Origin of the sequence: Mesorhizobium sp. WSM2561, from assembly GCF_000513915.1 — a bacterium.
Classification (GTDB): Bacteria; Pseudomonadota; Alphaproteobacteria; order Rhizobiales; family Rhizobiaceae; genus Mesorhizobium; species Mesorhizobium muleiense.
The window spans coordinates 32,404-49,556 of record NZ_AZUX01000046.1 but is presented as its reverse complement, the minus strand read 5'-3'; the positions used below and the strand labels follow the sequence as shown (position 1 = coordinate 49,556).

Sequence of the window (17,153 nt, the reverse complement as noted above, 5' to 3'; positions counted from 1 at the left end):
GAGCTTATCCCACCGCTTGCAATACAGGCGGACGCCGACGGGCATGATCTCATAGCCGGCGTCATTCAACTGGAGCTTCATCTCCTCGAAATGCCGCTTTGAGCCGCTGACGATCGATTCAGGCGTGTAGTCCCAGCCGTTGCGGGCGGCATTGGCCAGGATGTCGGCATAGAGGCGCATGCTCGTGATTTTCACATCCGATTCCAGCACCTGCCTGCATCCTCTTGCGAACGACGGCGACTGGGCGGCGGAAAAACTCAAGATCGTGCATGCCAGCATTATCGAAACAGGACGCATGGAAACCTCCCCCNGATTGCCGCTTTTTGCGGCAAACGACCTTGCAATTTCTGCGCTTGCAACGGGATCGGGCAGATGCAGTATTCGGCCTCCTGCATTTGTAGTATTCTGTCCTGGGATGGGACGGTTTCCACGATGACGTTCGACGTCGCTTCGAAAGCGCAGGCGCTCGATGCCTTGTCGGGTCGCGAGCGCGCGGTCGCGGAAAAATTCGCAGCCGGCATGACCTATCGCGAAATCGGCAATGCACTTTTCATTGCCCCGACCACCGTTCGCACCCACCTTGCGGCCATCTACGAAAAACTTGGGGTGCGTACCAAGATCGGGCTCGCCGCGTGCTTTGCCGGCGCTTCCAGCGCGCCGGCTCGGTCCTTGTCCGGCGCCCCGCCGGTGCTCGCCATATTCCCGATCGAATGCCTCAATTCCGAAGAGCGCTGGCGCCGCTTTGCCGACGGCCTGTCGTCGGACATCACCATCGACCTGGCGCGATACGCGGGCTTGCCTGTCATCGCCTTCCACACGATGAAATCACTGGGCAGCAAGCCGGCCGATTTCGCGGCGGACGGCAAGGCGCTCGGCGTCACCTATTTCGTATCGGGCCAGTTGCGCGCGGACGACCAGAGGATTCGCTTGACGATAGAACTTGCCGATGCGGGCAACGGCGTCAGCCTGTGGAGCGAGCGCTACGACCGCCCAATCGAGGACATTTTCGCGCTGCAGGACAGCCTGACCGAGAACGTCATCAATGTGTTGGCCGGCAGTTTCGGCACGCTCGCCACGGTCGGCCGCAACGCGGCTCGCCGCAAGCCACCGGCCAGCTTGCGGGCCTATGATTTTTATCTGCTTGCCGTCGAACAACACACTACCTTCAGCCGCGCCGGCAATGCCGAGGCGATCCGCCTGTTTTCACGCGCACTGGAGCTTGACCCTACTTTCGCCAACTGCTGGGCCGAGCTCGCCTATGCCTATTCGGTCGAGGCCTGCAACGGCTTTGGTGACGACCTGCTGACGTCGATCGAGAACTGGCGGATCACGGCCGAAAACGCCTTGCGCCTCGACCCGACGGACAGCTGCGCTCATGCATGCCTTGGCAATGTCAGGGCATGCCTTGGCGATCTCGAAGGAGCGGAGCGCGCGCACCGGCGGGCTCTCGAATACGGCTCCCACCACGCCGGCATACTGCCGCTGCTGGCCGGCAGCAAAGCGCTTGTCGCCGGCGATCCGGCCGAGGCGATCCCGCTCATCGAGCGTGCCATGCGCCTCAATCCATTGGCCCCGCCCTGGTATTTCGGCATGCAAGGCCGCATCCTGTTTGCCGCCGGCAGGCATCGGGAAGCTGTCGCGGCGCTCCGCAGGAGTTCGCCGGAGTCGCCGGACGTGCTGATGTTCCTGGCGCTTTCGCATGCGGCCATGGGCGAGACCGCCGAGGCGGCGCGCGCCGCGGCCCGCTTGAGAGCCGAATTTCCAGGCTTTTCGGTCGAACGCTTCATCGCAGGCTATCCGGTGACCAACCGGGACGCCTTGCTTGCCATCCGCCACGCTGCCGAGCTGGCGAACCTGCCGTAGGCAAGTTGATGCATACAGGGGTCGGTGCCGGCTCGCCCGATCGATGCCGGCCGATCAGGCGGGTGTTGCCGCCCTGCACAAGCACCAAATGGGCACGGCGCTATGCGGTGGGCCTCGCCGAAATGATATCCGCCTCAGCCCACTTTCGCCTTCTTCAGCACATCGTTGACCTTGGCCTGCCAGCCCTTGCCGGTTGCTTTGAACTTCTCGATCACCGCCGGTTCAAGCCGGATGGAAATCTGTTGCAACGGGACGGCGACAGGTGGGCGCCCCCGGCCGCGCTTGATGCTCTCGGCCAGATCGGGAAACGCTTCGGCAAAAGGTTTGCCCTTGGCGATCTGCTCGTCGGTCAATTCCGGGCTGTCGGCATCGTCCCAGTCTTCCTTGGTGTAAACCCCGACCGGGAACGAACTCTTTCATGCGGTTCTTGCGGGTCATGTCAAAAGGCTCCTTTCCCTGCTGCTGGCCGGACGATAATAGGATAGTCAACCATTATTCGTGATACAAAAAAGAAATGTCGTGGTGCAAGCCCCTTTCCTTCAGCGGTTGTTCACATGCGAAGGACAACCCAAAAGGCAGATATGGCACGGTGCTAGGCTCGTTTCGGCATGACACGGCGATCGTCCAGGCCGTTCGCGCCCACTGAAAAATTGACACAACCGTCTGTCTCGGCCATCCTTACGCCAGCCGTCTTCTCCTGCGGCGGCGTGTGTATGAGCAGTCCATGGCCAGTTCCGCCACCAGCCAGAATTCCAAGCGTGCCGCGGTGCGCAAGGCGCTCGACCGCCACAAGGTCTACATCACCGCGCAAAGTTTTTCAGCCGGCGCCTACAAGGCGCGTGTCCTCGTCGACGGCGAGGCCTACTGGGTCGACGAATTCCGGTTGAGCCAGCTCCAGCAGGGTCTGTCGCCGGCCGAGCTCGAACTGACGCCGGCCACCGACGACTGAACTGCATGAGCGCCGCTGCGATGGAATTTTGATGCCGGCGGGACAGCGCCCCCCTCTGTCCTGCCGGACATCTCCCCCACGATGGGGGAGATCGGCAGCTGCCGCCTTGGCGCCTCTTCTTCGACGTTGGAGATTGGCGAAAGCATTCGTGACATCCAATCTCCCCCCTCGTGGGGGAGATGTCCGGCAGGACCGAGGGGGGCGCGAAGGAACGAGGCGCTCGTTGCTCTTGCCCACCACCGCCTAGCCCCATGCCAGCTCCCTCCAAACTCAAGGCCTATCGCGCCAAGCGCGAATTCAGCAAGACGCCGGAGCCCGCCGGCGGGCCGGTTGCCGCAGAAGGCAATCGCTTCGTCGTGCACAAACACCATGCCACCGCCGACCATTACGATCTTCGCCTGCAGGTCGGTGACGTGCTGAAGAGCTGGGCGGTGCCTCGCGGCCCGTCGCTCAATCCGGCCGACAAGCGGCTGGCGGTCGAGACCGAGGACCATCCGCTCGAATATATCGACTTCGAAGGCGTCATTCCCGAGGGCGAATATGGCGGCGGGCCGATGATCGTCTGGGACACCGGTGTCTGGGCGCCGATGGACGATGTCGAAAAGAGCTTGCGCACCGGCTCCTTCAAATTTCGTCTTGCCGGCGAGAAGCTGAATGGCGGCTGGATGCTGACCAGGCTGAAACCGAAGCCCGGCGAGGATGAGGGCAAAAAGAACTGGCTGCTGTTCAAGGAGCGCGACCTCGCCGCCGACGCCAGGCTCGACATACTGGAAGCCCGGCCGGAAAGCGTCAAATCCGGCCGCCGCATCGAGGAGCTGGTGGCAACCCCGAAGCCTGCCGCAAGGCCTGCGAAACCGGTGGCATTGAAACCCGGCGCGCTGCCGGATGCGGTCAAGGCGCCGCTGCCTTCCCGGATCGAGCCGCAGCTGGCCACGCAGGTTCCAAAGCCGCCGGGCGGCGAAAGCCCTGCCGAAAAAACGCGCGAAATCTGGCTGCACGAGATAAAATTCGACGGCTATCGCACCATGGCGCATCTGGCCGACGGAGTGGTCAAATTGATCACCCGCGCCGGCCTCGACTGGACCAGGCGCTATGGCGACCTGCCGCTCGCCTTTGCCGGGCTGCCCTGCCGCGATGCGATCATCGACGGCGAGGTCGTCGTGCTCGACGCTAGGGGCATCAGCCGCTTTGCCCTTTTGCAGGAGGCGCTGGCCGAGGGCGCCGGCAACAAGCTCCACTTCTATGCCTTCGACCTGTTGTATCTCGACGGCTGGGACCTGAGAAAAGCGCCGCTCGGCCGGCGCAAGGCGCTGCTGTCGCAATTGCTGTCCGGCCTGGGCGCCAACTCCGCCATCCAGTTCTCCGACCACGTCGAAGGCGATGGCCAGGCGCTCTACGACCAGGCCTCCGAGATGGGGCTGGAAGGCATCGTCTCCAAGCGCGCCACGGCGATCTACCAGAGCGGCCGCACTAAGACGTGGACCAAGACCAAGGCGCTGAAGACCGGCGATTTCGTCATCGCCGGCTACACCACCTCCGCTGCAGCCGAGGGGCTGGCCGCACTCGGGCTCGGCGAATTCGAGGATGGCGAGCTGCACTATCGCGGCAAGGTCGGCACCGGCTACGACGCCGCCACCGCCACCGCGTTGCTGGCCCGGCTGGAGCCGCTGCGCGCCGGCGCCTCTGCACCCGAAGGGGTTCCACGCGAAATCATGCGCGAGATGAACTGGGTGCGGCCGCTGCTTTCGGCGCATATCCACTATGCCAACCGGACCACCGATAATGCGCTGCGCCATGCCGTGTTCCGCGGGCTGCGCGACGTCGGCCTGTCGACGCCTGTATCGGCCAAGCGCAAGCGGCTGATCGCCGAGGCCGACCTCGCCACGATCTGGGTGACCAACCCGACGCGGCGGCTGTTCGGCAGAACCGGACCGACCAAGCTCGATATCGCCGTCTATTACGCGCTGGTCGGCGACTTCATGCTGCCGCATATTTTGGGCCGCCCGGTATCACTGGTGCGCTGCCCGACCGGCAAGCCGCAGGACTGTTTCTTCCAGCGCCATGCCTTCACCGGCATGCCGAAATCGGTGGCGACTTTCGAGGCGACCAATTCCGAGGGCGAGACCAAATCCTACCTTTCGGTCGAGGATGCCAAGGGCTATCTGGCGCTGGCGCAGTTCGGCGTCGTCGAGTTCCACACCTGGGGCACCCATCGCACGCGGCTCGACAGACCGGACCTGATCGTCTTCGACCTCGATCCGGGCGAGGGGGTTAGCTGGCGCGAGGTGGTCGAGGCGGCGGTGCATATCCGCGCCGAACTGGAGGCGATGGGGCTGGTGCCGTTTGCCAAAACCTCGGGCGGCAAGGGCATCCACATATCAGTGCCGGTGACGCAAAAACAGAACTGGAAAAAACTGCACCAGGCGACCAGCGCCATCTCCTCGGCATTGGCCGCCACGGCGCCCGACACCTTCACCACCACCATGGGCAAGGACAACCGCAAGCGGCGCATCTTCATCGACTTTCACCGCAACGCGCGCGGCCACACTTCGGCGGCACCCTATTCGCTGCGCGCCCGCACAAACCTGCCGGCCTCGACGCCGGTGAGTTGGTCCGATCTGGAATCCATCGACGCTCCGGAAGATTTGAATTATTCTTCACTGCCGGGGCTTCTGGCCACCTCCGGCGATCCCTGGGCCGACATGGAAGATTTCGCTAGGGATTTGCCGGTATTGTGAGGGCGATGTAGGTTTTGCGCAGCGTCGTTCGTCCTTTGGACGAAGCGCTGCGAAATGTTCGACGGTGCACGGCCGCGTAGGAGAGTTTCATGGCGCCCAGGGCAAGTTGGAAAGGTTACCTCAAGCTCAGTCTCGTCAGCTGTCCGGTGCGGCTTTATCCGGCGACGAGTGCCAGTGAGCGCATCAGTTTCAACCAGCTGCACAAGGACACCCACAACCGCATCAACATGAAGCCGGTCGATCCCGAACTCGGGCTGGTCGAGCGCTCGGATCTGGTCAAGGGCTACGAATACGAGGACAAGCAGTACATCATCATCGACGATGCCGACCTCGAGGCGGTGAGGATCGAATCCAACCACACGATGAACATCGAAGCCTTTGTCGACGAGCATTCGGTCGACGTCATCTATCAGGACGCGCCCTACTACCTGGCACCGGATGGCGCGATGGCCGAGGAAACCTTCGCCGTGCTGCGCGAAGCCATGCGCAAATCCGGCAAGCTGGCGATCGCCCGGCTGGTGCTGTCCAGCCGCGAGCGCGTGGTGACGATCGGCGCGCGCGAGAACGGCATGTTCGTCTGCACCTTGAGGAACCAAGTGCGCGGCACGGCTGAATATTTCGGCAACATCCCGGCCGGCGAGCCCGACCCGGAAATGCTGCAGCTTGCCGAAGCGCTGATCAAGCAGAAGGAAACCACCTTCAATCCGAAGAACTACGAGGACCGCTATGAGATCGCGCTGATGGCGATGATCCGCGAGAAGCTCAAGGGTCACAAGCCGATCATCGCGGCAGCGCCCGAGCGCGGCAACGTGATCAATCTGATGGATGCGCTGAAGGCCAGCCTGTCACAGTCGGGCAAGCCGCCGGCCAAAAGCAAGAGCAAGGCCGATGAAGCGGCGAAACCGGCAACGAAATCCGCCAGGGGCGGCGCCGGCGCGGCCAAGGAAAATCCGCTCAAGGCCAATCTGCTCAAGGCCGTCGGCAAGAGCAAGGCGTGACGGCTCTCGCCGGCAATGTCATCGGCACCATCGGCGCGCTGGCGGCGTTCCCGCTGAGGCTGGCGGCGCGTGAGGTCGAGCGCCAGCAGGGCCAGTTGCGGCGCGGCGTTAACAGGCGCACCAGCCATGTCGTGTTCGGCCGCACATTTCTGGCCAAGGCCGGGGATGCCGAGATCGAGCGCCGCGTCGCCGCCGAGCGCGAGGCCGGCCGCAAGCTGATCAGCGAAAACGGTTTTTTGCGCTTGCTCGGGCTGATCAAGGCGCCGGAGTCCTCAGCGCTGTCGCGGCAGTCGCTTCTCGATCAATCGCGATTGGCCGCATCCGACCTCGACCTGTTGTCGCTTTTCGATGCCTTCGAGCATGATTGCGAACCCTATTCGTTTCGCGATCTGATCCTGGCCCGCAAATATGCCGGGCTGGTCGCCGGCGGGGCCTCGTGGGGGGCGATCGCGCGCTCGGTGCACCGCTGCGGTCCGGTCGCTTCGCTGACCGCCAAGTCGCTGAATGTCGGCTCGCAGCATGGTCGTGCGAATGCGATCTACCTTGAAGGCGGCCAGAGCGAACTCGACGGCCAGTTGCTGTTCGATTTGGGGTCGCCGGATGACGACACGCTGGAAGAACTGTTCGCCGATGCTGAAGCCGCGGAAGAGGCTGAAGACCACGAGCAGGCGGCGGCACTCTACCAGCGCTGCCTGGCCATCGACCCGACCGACGCCATCGCCGCCTTCAACCGCGCGAACTGCCTGCGCGCCGCCGGCCGTGTGAATGAGGCGGCGCATGACTATGCCCGCGCGATAAAGCTCGATCCCGGCTTTGTCGAGGCCTGGTTCAATTTGGCCGGGCTGATGAGCGATGAGGGCCGCGACGGCTCGGCGCGGCGGCATCTGCAAAAGGCGATAGCGCTCGACCAAAACTATGCCGACGCGGTGTTCAACCTGGCACGGCTGGAGTTCGACGCCGGCAACCTCGCCGAGGCGCGGCGGAACTGGGCGCGCTATCTCGAGCTCGACGCCAACTCCGAATGGGCGCGCATGGCGGCCAAGGGTATTCAGTTTGTCGATCTGCAGCTGGCGCACAAATCGGCGGGGTGAGGCGATGGCGCTCCCTTCTCCCCTTGTGGGAGAAGGTGGATCGGCGCTTTAGCGCCGAGACGGATGAGGGGTGCTGGAAGAAATGAGGCGTTGGCGCTCCGTCCAACACCCCTCATCCGACCGAGCTTCGCTCGGCCACCTTCTCCCACAAGGGGAGAAGGGGTCGTCAACGTTGGAGTTCCCATGACCACCTTTCTCTTCGACGGCCCAGACACCGCTCCCATCACCATCCTGCTAGCCCATGGCGTCGGCGCCCCGATGGATTCTGCCTCGATGACCGCCACGGCAAAAGCGCTGGCCGAATCCGGGTTTCGCGTCGCGCGCTTCGAATTCCACTACATGGCGGCCCGCCGCTACGGCCACCGCAAGCCGCCGCCGCGCGCCGAGACGGTGAACCCGGAATACATCAAGGCGATCGCCGACCTCAGGGCGAAGGGCGTGAACGGGCCGCTCATCATCGGCGGCAAGTCGATGGGCGGCCGCGTCGCTTCGATGATCGCCGACGAGGTGTTTTCGAAGGGCGACATTTCAGGGCTGCTTTGCCTCGGCTATCCCTTCCATCCGCCGGGGAAACCGACACAGCTTCGGACAAAACACCTCGCCGATCTCAAGACGCCGACATTGATCTTCCAGGGCACACGCGACGAATTCGGGACCAGGGACGAGGTCGCGACCTACGATCTTTCCGACGCCATCGAAGTGCGGTGGCTGGAGGATGGCGACCACGATTTGAAGCCGCGCAAGAGCATCTCCGGCTTCTCCACTGCCGATCATCTGAAGACACTCGCCGATGCGGTGAAGGCGTGGACCGAGCGCATCGTGCGCTGAAGCAGGCCGATGAAGATCGCCACCTTCAACGTCAACAACATCAACGGCCGGCTGCAAAACCTGCTCGCCTGGCTGACTGTCGCCAAGCCCGACATCGTCTGCCTGCAGGAGCTGAAGGCGAGGCAGACGCAGTTTCCACGCACAGCACTCGCCGCGGCCGGCTATGGCGCGGTTTGGGTGGGACAGCCGACCTGGAACGGCGTTGCCATACTGGCGCGGGGTTCAGAACCCGTTCTGACCCGCGAGGCGCTGCCCGGCGACGACAGCGACAACCAGGCCCGCTACATCGAGGCGGCGGTCAGCGGCATCGTCGTCGCCTGCCTCTATGCGCCGAACGGCAACCCGCAGCCCGGCCCGAAATTCACCTACAAGCTGGCGTGGCACGAGCGCCTGAACGCGCATGCGGAAGAACTGTTCGACACCGGCCTGCCGGTGGTGCTGGCCGGCGACTACAACATCGTGCCCGAGCCGCGCGACATCTATCCGACCCGCTCCTATGACGACAATGCGCTGGTGCAGCCGGAAAGCCGCGCCGCCTTCGCAGCGCTGCTCGACCAGGGCTGGACCGATGCGCTGCGCAAGAAGCACCCGAAGGAGACGCTCTACACATTCTGGGATTATCGACGCAACCGCTGGCCGCGCGACGCCGGCCTGCGGCTCGACCATATATTGCTGTCCAAGAAACTGGCGCGCCGGCTGGCCGGGGCAGGCATCGACCGCGACGTCCGCGGCGAGCCCGGCGCCAGCGACCACGCGCCGGTGTGGGTTGAGTTGCGGTGAGGGGGGAGATTGGCCGTCATTGGCGGTTTCGCCTATCTTCAATCCCTCATGCGCAACCGGTCAGCCCGGTCGCGCGCCTTCGCGGGCAAAGGCCTCGATCAATGGCGTATACCCCTCAAGGTCGGGTTGGGTGGCGAAGCTGTGGCTGGCGGCGGTCGTGGCCCAGGGCAGCCTTTCCGACGTGAAAACCTCGACGAAGGGCACGTACCAATTGTGCTCGTCGAGCATGGTAGCGCGAACATTGACGAAGAAGTCCAGGCCGTGCGGATGCGTGAACATCCAGTTCTTGCAGTGCGGGCAGTAGAGTTGCCGGTGCGGGCCGTGCATACCGCCGACCACCGGCTCGCCTTGCGTAACGCTGAAGCCGCTGCTTGGCACCGCCATGGTCAGGGAATAAGCGCTCGCGCTCAGCTTCTGACAGCCGGTGCAATGACAGGCCATGGTCAGCAAGGGCGGCGCACTTATGCGAAAGCGTATCCCACCGCACAGGCAGCCGCCGTCCCAGGGTAGTTTCCAATCATCCATCACTTGGCCTCGGTGCTGATTTCCCTGGCAGGCGATTCTAGCGCGCGGCCGGGCAACATTGCGGCGACCAAGAGTGTCGCCAGGCCATATCGAGCGCTTTGGCGCAGGCGCGCGTTTTGCGCTCGCTGTTTCGCTCTTCGGAATTGACCGGGCATCGACAAGCCCGGCGCCGACCTGCATCATTGCGGACGAAGCGAACAGCGGCGCGAGGGGAGCTCGATGAACAGGTTTGTCGACAGGCTGCTGGCAATGCTGCTGCTGGCGATCGGCATGCTCTGCTTCACACGCGTGTATTTCGCGCTGGGGGGCGCCGGCGAAGGCTTCGCGTTCGCGCGCCTGGCTTTCTTCGGCGTGGCGGGTGTTGTCTCAGCTCTTGCAGCCCTGTTGTTCTGGGCGGGCCTATTGCCGGGCCGATCGACGCACGATCCGAAGACGCCGCTGTTCGGCAGGGGCGCCGAACTGCAACCCGCCGGAAGACCACGCCTGCGGCGGCTCCTTGCCGTCGTTCCGTTCCTCGCCGTGCTCGCTCTGGTGGCCGACCAGTTCAGCCCGTGGTCGCGGCAGCCACAGGACGCCGGCAAAAGCCTGATCGCCGAGCAAACCGTGCCGAGCGCGCCGGGAGGCCAAGACGTCACCAGCGCACCGGCCCCGGAACCGGAAGCGATACAGCCGCCGGCGCCTGCCTCGCCATCCGGGGTCGCGCTGGCCCCACCTGTCTCACCGCCGGAGCCTGCTCCAGCCCCGGCTGCGCCACCGCAGACCGTCGCGCCGCTGCCGCAGGCGCCGCCGCCGCAGCCGACTGAGCCCAATGGCCACCGCGAGCCAGTCGTCTGGCTGGCGGTGGCGCCCGACGGTCACTCGATCATGAGCGCCAGCACCGACCGCACGATCAAGCTCTGGGATATCGACGGCAAGCGCCTGATCCGCACCCTCGGCATCCATAAGGACATGGCGCGTACCGCGCTTTTCCTGCCCGATGGGGCGCGGGCGCTGACGGCGGGCGACGATGGCGAGATCGTGCTGCGCCAGCTCGCCGATGGCACTGTGCTGCATGTGTTCTCGTCAGGCCAGAACGGCGGCGTCAACAAGCTGGCGATCAGCCCCGACGGCAAACGTGCCGTCAGCGGGCACGACACCGGCAGGGTCATCGTCTGGGATATCGAGAAAGGCTCGGTGCTGCATGTGATGCCGGGGCACGACTGGTCGATCAGCGGGGTCGCCGTCTCGCCCGACGGCACACGCGCGATCAGCGGCAGTATCGAAGGCACGCTAAAACTATGGGACATCGCCACCGGCAAGCAGCTGCGCAGCTGGCACGGGCATGAGCGCGGCCCCTATGGCGTCGTGTTCATGGCTGACGGGCGCCATCTGATCACCGGCAGCGGCGATTATACGATCAAGCTCTGGGATCTCGACAGCGGCCGCGAAGTCCGCCGCCTCGAGGGCCATTCGGGCACGGTCTATGCGCTGGCGCTGTCGACCGACGGCAAGCGGCTGCTGTCCGGTTCGCTCGACGGCACGGCACGGCTGTGGGACATGGAAACCGGCAGCGAGACCGCGCTGTTCGACAGCCGGTCCGGACCGATCTACGCCGTGGCATTCGCCGCTGACGGCACAGTGCTGACCGGCGGCTACGACCGCACCATCCGGGACTGGCCGGCAGGCGGCGGAGACGGGGTGGTGCTTTTCGCCGGAGCGCCAGATTGATTAGATTTTCAAGGTGCGCATATTTCGGGAAGAGGCGGCGTGCGCTAATGATTACCGCTATCGACAAATGGATTGGCGAACGTGAGCAGTGAAGACTGGCCGCTCGAGGCGAACACAACTGTGTCCATTTTGCCCGTGCCACATCGCCGAAGAATCTTTGCCATCGTCTTGCTTGTGTTGGCTGCTGTCGTACTGTTTTGGCCAGCTCGCAATTATTACGCTCAGTGGTCGGCCATCCAGAAGGCGCAAGCGGCATTCTTCGCCAAGGACTACGCCGAGGCATTCCGCCAGTGGAAGATAGTGGCCGACGCCGGCAACCCCGATGCGCAGAACAATATTGGTTTGATGTATTGGTTAGGCCAAGGCGTTGCTCAGAATGACGCGCGGGCAGTGAGCTTTTGGCGCAAGACCGCCGAGGCAGGAAACCTAAACGGTGCGTCCGGCCTCAGCCAAGCTTACTATTATGGCAGAGGTGTCGAAAAAGACGATCAGTTGGCCTTTATGTGGGCGCGGAAGGCTGCGGATAAGGGACACGCAAATGGTCAACACTTCCTTGGCGTTCTCTATTCAGAAGGTCGAGCGGTGGCGAAGGACGACCGCCAGGCGTTCGAATGGTGGGTGAAAGCCGCGGCCAGAGACGTCGCCGACGCGCAATATGCCGTGGGAACTGCATATGCGTTGGGAAAAGGCGTGGGCAAGGATGACGCAAAGGCATTTTCCTGGTTCAGTAAGGCGGCCGATCAGGGATATCCCAACGCTCAATTCGCTGTTGGCCAAGCCTATTCACAGGGTTGGGGGGTACAACATGATCATGGTCAGGCTGCGGTCTGGTGGCGCAAAGCGTCCGAACACGCCAACGCCCAGGCACAAGCCGCGCTTGGCTATGCATATTCAATCGGCAACGGTGTTCCCCAAAGCGATGCGGACGCGGCGTCCTGGTGGCTCAAGGCGGCCAATCAGGGAGACGTCAGTTCGCAACTGAACCTGGGGGCGCCTATTCGAAAGGCGCCGGTGTTAGCCAAAGCAAGGCGGACGCGGTTTCGTGGTGGCTCAAGGCCGCAAAGCAGGGAGATATCCAGGCTCAGCTCCACGTAGCATACGCCTATGCCAATGGTGAAGGCATCGCCAGAGACGACAAGTCCGCCGAGTCTTGGTGGCTGGCTGCCGCGAAAACGGGAAATGTCGATGCCGAAGCCAGCCTTGGGATGCTGTACTATCGCGGTATCGATGGACAACCGAATTACAAAGAAGCCTCCAAGTGGCTGCTCAGGGCCTCTTCCCATGGCCATCCCGCTGTCCAGATTTATCTGGATATGATGAAGGACGATGGTCCGTTGGACACCAAGACACTATAGGCGAAGATCATATTCGACACTGTTTTGGATAACACACGCTTGGCTTTCCCAAAGTGATCGATCTCCACATCGTCGAGGCGTCCATCGCACAGCTGCGGCAGGCGCTGGAGGCCGGCACCGTCACCAGCGTCGAGCTGGTCGGCGCGTATCTCAGGCGCATCGCCAGGTACGACCGCCATGGCATTGCCCTCAACGCCGTTCCCGTGCTCAATCCCAAAATGTTCGAGGAGGCGGCCGCGTCCGACTGGCGCCGCAGGAAAGGTGCTGCGCTCGGGCCGCTGGACGGCATCTCCTATACCGCCAAGGACAGCTACAAGGTATCAGGCCTCACAGTGGCCGCCGGCTCGCCGGCCTTCGAGCATCTCATCGCCAACGAGGACGCCTTCACCATCGGGCGGCTGCGGGCCGGCGGCGCGGTGCTGATCGGGCTGACCAACATGCCGCCGATGGCCAATGGCGGCATGCAGCGCGGCGTCTACGGCCGGGCGGAAAGCCCCTACAATGCCGATTACCTGACCGCCGCCTTCGCGTCGGGCTCGTCGAATGGTTCCGGCACCGCGACCGCCGCCAGCTTCGCCGCCTTCGGGCTTGGCGAGGAGACATGGTCGTCGGGCCGCGCGCCGGCGTCGAACAACGCGCTGGTCGCCTACACGCCGTCGCGCGGCGTCATTTCGGTGCGCGGCAACTGGCCGCTGGTGCCGACGATGGACGTGGTGGTGCCGCACACGCGCAGCGTGCCCGACATGCTCGAACTGCTCGACGTGATCGTCGCCGACGACCCGGACACAAGCGGCGATTTCTGGCGCGCGCAGCCCTGGGTGGCGCTGCCGAAGAGCTCGGACGTACGGCCGCCACGCTACACCGGCCTCGAGCTGGAGGGAGCGCTGCGAGGCATGCGGCTCGGCGTGCCCCGCATGTATATCGGCCGCGATACGGAGGCCGAAATTGCGATCCAGACCCGCGCCTCGGTGCTGGAGCTGTGGCAACAGGCGGCAGCGGATCTGCGGCGGCTCGGCGCTGATGTGGTCGAGGTCGATTTTCCCGTCGTCTCCAACTACGAGCGCGACCGGCCGGGAACAAAAAACATGGTCGATCGCGGGCTGGTTCCGGCAGCATTCGCCGAGCGCGAGATATGGGACCTGTGCGTCTTCGCCTGGGACGATTTCCTGCGCGCCAATGCCGACCCTACCATCCCCGATCTCGCGTCGGTCGACGGCGCAAGAATCTTTCCGCAGCCGCCGGGCACGCTGCCGGACCGTTATGAGGACAGTTTTGATGTGGCGGAATGTGTCGAGCGGGCCAAGCGCGGCGTCACGGCATTCCTGGCCATTCCCGAGCTGCAGGCCGGCGTGAAAGGCCTGGAGGCGACGCTGCGCATCGATTTCGTGGATTGGCTCGACGCACAACGGCTCGACGCAGTGGTGTTTCCCGCCGTCCCGATGTCGGACCGGCCGATGCGGATGTCAACGAGGCCTCCGCAGCGCTGGCCTGGCGCAACGGAACCTGGGTCGCCAATGGCAATCTGGTGCCGCGCCATCTCGGCATTCCGACCGTCACGGTGCCGATGCGCGCGATGGCCGATATCGGGATGCCGGTCGGCCTAACCTTCGCCGGCAAGGCCTATGACGACACCCGGCTGCTGCGGCTGGCCGGCGACTTCGAGCGTTTTGGCCAACGCCGCAGCCGCCCGCCGCGCACGCCGGAACTCCCGACGATGTTTTTTTCGCCCGACACAACGCGAGCATGCCCGGCGAGGCGCCGCCGCTGACCGTCGCGCTTGCCGCCGAGACGCGCCATGCCGGTGATCAGGATGAGATAACCATCACGCTCGACATCGATGGCGAGGCCGGAACCGACACTCGTGTGAAGGTGCATGTCAACGGCGAGCCTGTCACCATGCAGCAGACCGGCGCGCGCTTGACCGGGCGTGCGGTCGTGCCTGCCAAAGAGCATGAGAGGACCCACAGCGTCTGGCGCGGCTCGTACGGCTCGATCGTCACCGCTGTCGTGCATCTTGAAGACGGACGCGCCGCCGGCGCCTATATGGTGACCGGCGGGATCGGGTGACCATCGCGCTTCGCCTTGTGCTACGGCGCGCCGTCTGCAAACGGCTTTTCAATTCGCGTCAGTCCGGCTTGCAGGGGTCGGCCTTGGCCGCTGCTGTCTTCTCGCCCTCCTGCTGCGCCTCGACATCCTGCTGCGAGGTGGCAAGGTTTTTATCGCCACCGGCTTCCTGGTTGGCAAGCGGCATGGTGTTGCCGGTCTTGTTGGCCGGGCCGCCCTTTACCCTGTTACCGGTATTCGCGTCGGTTTCGAGGGGCGCGCGCGTTGCGTCTTTTGCGACGCCTGATTGAGCTTCGATCGATGCGGTCGTGTCGTGGCAGGTAGCGCTTGCCGTGCCGGCCGTGAGCCCGATCATTGAGGTGGCGAGCAAAATAGCGGTTAGGGTCTTCATCTCGTCCTCCTTCGCTGTTTGAGGTCATCTTTCTAAACTGCCGGCACTATCCGAGGTTCCGCTAATTCAGTTCGAACTTCGAATGTGGCGTCCTATTCCCGTGATTTGCGGGCTTCCGCAGGCGCCGCCTATCGCGTATTGGCGCGGGGAAAATCCATTGGGCGCGCGTGAAAAGCATGATTCGACTGGAAAGCATCAGCAAGCAGAACGGCCGGCAGATCGTCTTCATCGAGGCCTCCGCCTCCCTGCAGAAGGGCGAGAAGGTCGGCCTGGTCGGCCCCAACGGCGCCGGCAAGACGACGCTGTTTCGCATGATCAACGGCGAGGAGCAGCCCGACGAGGGCCAGGTCTCGGTCGATCGCGGCGTCACCATCGGTTATTTCAGCCAGGATGTCGGCGACATGGCGGGCCGCAGCGCGGTTGCCGAAGTGATGGACGGCGCCGGGCCGGTGAGCGAAGTGGCGGCTGAGATGGGCGCGCTCGAAGCGGCCATGGGCGATCCCGATCGCGCCGACGAGATGGACGCGATCATCGCCCGCTATGGCGACCTGCAGGCGCGGTTCGAGGAGCTCGACGGCTATGCGCTGGATGGCCGCGCCCGCGAAGTGCTGGACGGCCTCGGCTTCAGCCAGGAGATGATGGACGGCGACGTCGGAAAACTTTCCGGCGGCTGGAAAATGCGCGTGGCGCTGGCCAGGATCCTGCTGATGCGGCCCGACGCCATGCTGCTTGACGAGCCGAGCAACCATCTCGACCTGGAAAGCCTGATCTGGCTGGAACAGTTCCTGAAGAATTATGACGGCGCGTTGCTGATGACCTCGCACGACCGCGAGTTCATGAACCGCATCGTCGACAAGGTGGTGGAGATCGATGGCGGCGCGCTGACCGCTTACTCCGGCAACTATGAATTCTACCAGCAGCAGCGTGCTATCGCCGACCGGCAGCAGCAGGCGCAGTTCGAACGCCAGCAGGCGATGCTGGCCAAGGAGATCGCCTTCATCGAGCGCTTCAAGGCGCGGGCGTCACATGCCGCCCAGGTGCAGAGCCGGGTGAAGAAGCTGGAGAAGATCGACCGCGTCGAGCCGCCAAAACGCCGCCAGAAAGTGTCGTTCGATTTCCAGCCGGCGCCGCGCTGCGGCGAGGACGTGGTGACGCTGAAGAACGTCCACAAGGGCTATGGCAGCCGCCCGATCTATCAGGGGCTGGATTTCCAGGTGCGCCGCCGCGAGCGCTGGTGCGTGATGGGCATCAACGGTGCCGGCAAGTCGACGCTGCTGAAGCTGGTCGCCGGCGCCTCCGCGCCGGACAACGGCACGGTGGCGCGCGGGCCGAGCGTCAGGATGGGCTATTTCGCCCAGCACGCCATGGAAGTGCTGGAGGGCGAACGCACCGTGTTCCAGACACTGGAAGACGCGTTTCCGCAGGCAGGCCAGGCGCCGCTCAGGGCGCTGGCCGGCTGCTTCGGCTTTTCCGGCGACGAGATCGACAAGAAATGCCGGGTGCTGTCGGGCGGCGAGAAGGCGCGGCTGGTGATGGCGCTGATGCTGTTCGACCCGCCCAACCTGCTGGTGCTGGACGAGCCGACCAACCACCTCGACATCGCCACCAAGGAGATGCTGATCACGGCACTTTCGCAGTATGAGGGCACCATGCTGTTCGTCTCGCACGATCGGCATTTTCTGGCGGCACTGTCGAACCGGGTTCTGGAACTGACGCCAGAGGGGATTCATACCTATGGCGGGGGCTATACGGAGTATGTCGAGAGAACGGGGCAGGAGGCGCCTGGGCTGCGGAGCTGAGGCGCAGAGCGGCGTTGCCGCTCACCATGACCCAAACGCTCGATTCCGGAAAGGAAGCACGGGCT

Annotated in this window: 16 protein-coding genes and 1 pseudogene; 13 read left to right on the top strand and 4 right to left on the bottom strand. The window is 64.1% G+C overall.

Annotated features, from left to right (window positions below):
- Positions 1-195: hypothetical protein (locus M727_RS0128120; protein WP_156941654.1), on the bottom strand; the 195-nt coding region annotated here is incomplete at its 3' end.
- Between the two features lie 237 nt (positions 196-432).
- Between M727_RS0128120 and M727_RS0128115 the strand changes: the two genes are divergently transcribed.
- Positions 433-1,863, top strand: coding sequence for a LuxR C-terminal-related transcriptional regulator (locus M727_RS0128115; protein ID WP_027155418.1), 1,431 nt, complete (start codon positions 433-435; stop codon positions 1,861-1,863).
- Positions 1,864-1,997: 134 nt separating this feature from the next.
- Here M727_RS0128115 and M727_RS37755 read toward each other — a convergent pair.
- Positions 1,998-2,283 (bottom strand): annotated as a pseudogene (locus M727_RS37755) (BrnA antitoxin family protein).
- A gap of 304 nt (positions 2,284-2,587) precedes the next feature.
- On the opposite strand from M727_RS37755, the gene M727_RS0128105 reads away from it, so the two are divergent.
- The 6 genes from M727_RS0128105 to M727_RS0128080 all read left to right on the top strand — a co-directional run bounded on the left by M727_RS0128105 (position 2,588) and on the right by M727_RS0128080 (position 9,247).
- Entirely contained in the window at positions 2,588-2,812 is a 225-nt protein-coding gene (locus M727_RS0128105; RefSeq protein WP_027155417.1) for a hypothetical protein, read from the top strand.
- A gap of 251 nt (positions 2,813-3,063) precedes the next feature.
- Positions 3,064-5,550, top strand: a complete 2,487-nt coding sequence (gene ligD, locus M727_RS0128100) for a DNA ligase D (protein WP_027155416.1) — start codon at positions 3,064-3,066, stop codon at positions 5,548-5,550.
- An 89-nt stretch (positions 5,551-5,639) separates the two neighbouring features.
- Positions 5,640-6,548: a Ku protein gene (locus tag M727_RS0128095; RefSeq protein WP_027155415.1), complete on the top strand. Its 909-nt coding sequence runs from the start codon at positions 5,640-5,642 to the stop codon at positions 6,546-6,548.
- A complete protein-coding gene (locus tag M727_RS0128090) occupies positions 6,545-7,639 on the top strand; it encodes a tetratricopeptide repeat protein (protein WP_027155414.1) in 1,095 nt (364 codons plus the stop codon). The genes M727_RS0128095 and M727_RS0128090 overlap by 4 nt, the downstream gene beginning before the upstream one ends.
- A 183-nt stretch (positions 7,640-7,822) precedes the next feature.
- The gene (locus M727_RS0128085; protein ID WP_027155413.1) at positions 7,823-8,467 is read left to right on the top strand and encodes an alpha/beta family hydrolase; all 645 of its coding nucleotides are present in this window, start codon (positions 7,823-7,825) and stop codon (positions 8,465-8,467) included.
- 9 nt (positions 8,468-8,476) lie between these two features.
- The gene (locus M727_RS0128080) at positions 8,477-9,247 is read left to right on the top strand and encodes an exodeoxyribonuclease III (protein ID WP_027155412.1); all 771 of its coding nucleotides are present in this window, start codon (positions 8,477-8,479) and stop codon (positions 9,245-9,247) included.
- 60 nt (positions 9,248-9,307) lie between these two features.
- Here M727_RS0128080 and M727_RS0128075 read toward each other — a convergent pair whose 3' ends face one another.
- The gene (locus tag M727_RS0128075) at positions 9,308-9,772 is read right to left on the bottom strand and encodes a GFA family protein (protein WP_051505774.1); all 465 of its coding nucleotides are present in this window, start codon (positions 9,770-9,772) and stop codon (positions 9,308-9,310) included.
- Positions 9,773-9,991: 219 nt separating this feature from the next.
- On the opposite strand from M727_RS0128075, the gene M727_RS0128070 reads away from it, so the two are divergent.
- The 5 genes from M727_RS0128070 (at position 9,992) to M727_RS43300 (ending at position 14,901) form a co-directional block, all read left to right on the top strand.
- On the top strand, positions 9,992-11,479 hold the full coding sequence (locus M727_RS0128070) for a WD40 repeat domain-containing protein (protein ID WP_027155410.1): 1,488 nt from the start codon (positions 9,992-9,994) through the stop codon (positions 11,477-11,479).
- A gap of 81 nt (positions 11,480-11,560) precedes the next feature.
- A complete protein-coding gene (locus tag M727_RS43310) occupies positions 11,561-12,574 on the top strand; it encodes a tetratricopeptide repeat protein (protein WP_156941653.1) in 1,014 nt (337 codons plus the stop codon).
- Positions 12,575-12,887: 313 nt separating this feature from the next.
- Positions 12,888-14,438, top strand: coding sequence for an amidase (locus tag M727_RS37745; protein ID WP_245269028.1), 1,551 nt, complete (start codon positions 12,888-12,890; stop codon positions 14,436-14,438).
- The gene (locus tag M727_RS43305; protein ID WP_245269027.1) at positions 14,408-14,602 is read left to right on the top strand and encodes a hypothetical protein; all 195 of its coding nucleotides are present in this window, start codon (positions 14,408-14,410) and stop codon (positions 14,600-14,602) included. The genes M727_RS37745 and M727_RS43305 overlap by 31 nt, the downstream gene beginning before the upstream one ends.
- Positions 14,578-14,901, top strand: a complete 324-nt coding sequence (locus tag M727_RS43300) for a hypothetical protein (protein WP_036263720.1) — start codon at positions 14,578-14,580, stop codon at positions 14,899-14,901. Before M727_RS43305 ends, M727_RS43300 begins: the two co-directional genes overlap by 25 nt.
- 58 nt (positions 14,902-14,959) lie before the next feature.
- Here M727_RS43300 and M727_RS0128055 read toward each other — a convergent pair whose 3' ends face one another.
- The gene (locus tag M727_RS0128055) at positions 14,960-15,289 is read right to left on the bottom strand and encodes a hypothetical protein (RefSeq protein ID WP_023799016.1); all 330 of its coding nucleotides are present in this window, start codon (positions 15,287-15,289) and stop codon (positions 14,960-14,962) included.
- Positions 15,290-15,465: 176 nt separating this feature from the next.
- Here M727_RS0128055 and M727_RS0128050 point away from each other — a divergent pair, with 176 nt between their 5' ends.
- Positions 15,466-17,088 carry an ABC-F family ATP-binding cassette domain-containing protein gene (locus tag M727_RS0128050; RefSeq protein ID WP_027155409.1) on the top strand — a complete coding sequence of 541 codons (1,623 nt, stop codon included), beginning with the start codon at positions 15,466-15,468 and terminating at the stop codon, positions 17,086-17,088.
- Positions 17,089-17,153: the final 65 nt, after the last annotated feature.

What these genes read in the sequence shown, in the direction of transcription:
- M727_RS0128115 (WP_027155418.1), top strand. Translation starts at nt 433, where the DNA reads ATGACGTTCGACGTCGCTTCGAAAGCGCAGGCGCTCGATGCCTTGTCG.
- M727_RS0128105 (WP_027155417.1), top strand. Translation starts at nt 2,588, where the DNA reads ATGGCCAGTTCCGCCACCAGCCAGAATTCCAAGCGTGCCGCGGTGCGC.
- ligD (WP_027155416.1), top strand. Translation starts at nt 3,064, where the DNA reads ATGCCAGCTCCCTCCAAACTCAAGGCCTATCGCGCCAAGCGCGAATTC.
- M727_RS0128095 (WP_027155415.1), top strand. Translation starts at nt 5,640, where the DNA reads ATGGCGCCCAGGGCAAGTTGGAAAGGTTACCTCAAGCTCAGTCTCGTC.
- M727_RS0128085 (WP_027155413.1), top strand. Translation starts at nt 7,823, where the DNA reads ATGACCACCTTTCTCTTCGACGGCCCAGACACCGCTCCCATCACCATC.
- M727_RS0128080 (WP_027155412.1), top strand. Translation starts at nt 8,477, where the DNA reads ATGAAGATCGCCACCTTCAACGTCAACAACATCAACGGCCGGCTGCAA.
- M727_RS0128075 (WP_051505774.1), bottom strand. Translation starts at nt 9,772, where the DNA reads ATGGATGATTGGAAACTACCCTGGGACGGCGGCTGCCTGTGCGGTGGG.
- M727_RS0128070 (WP_027155410.1), top strand. Translation starts at nt 9,992, where the DNA reads ATGAACAGGTTTGTCGACAGGCTGCTGGCAATGCTGCTGCTGGCGATC.
- M727_RS43305 (WP_245269027.1), top strand. Translation starts at nt 14,408, where the DNA reads ATGGCCGATATCGGGATGCCGGTCGGCCTAACCTTCGCCGGCAAGGCC.
- M727_RS43300 (WP_036263720.1), top strand. Translation starts at nt 14,578, where the DNA reads ATGCCCGGCGAGGCGCCGCCGCTGACCGTCGCGCTTGCCGCCGAGACG.
- M727_RS0128055 (WP_023799016.1), bottom strand. Translation starts at nt 15,289, where the DNA reads ATGAAGACCCTAACCGCTATTTTGCTCGCCACCTCAATGATCGGGCTC.
- M727_RS0128050 (WP_027155409.1), top strand. Translation starts at nt 15,466, where the DNA reads ATGATTCGACTGGAAAGCATCAGCAAGCAGAACGGCCGGCAGATCGTC.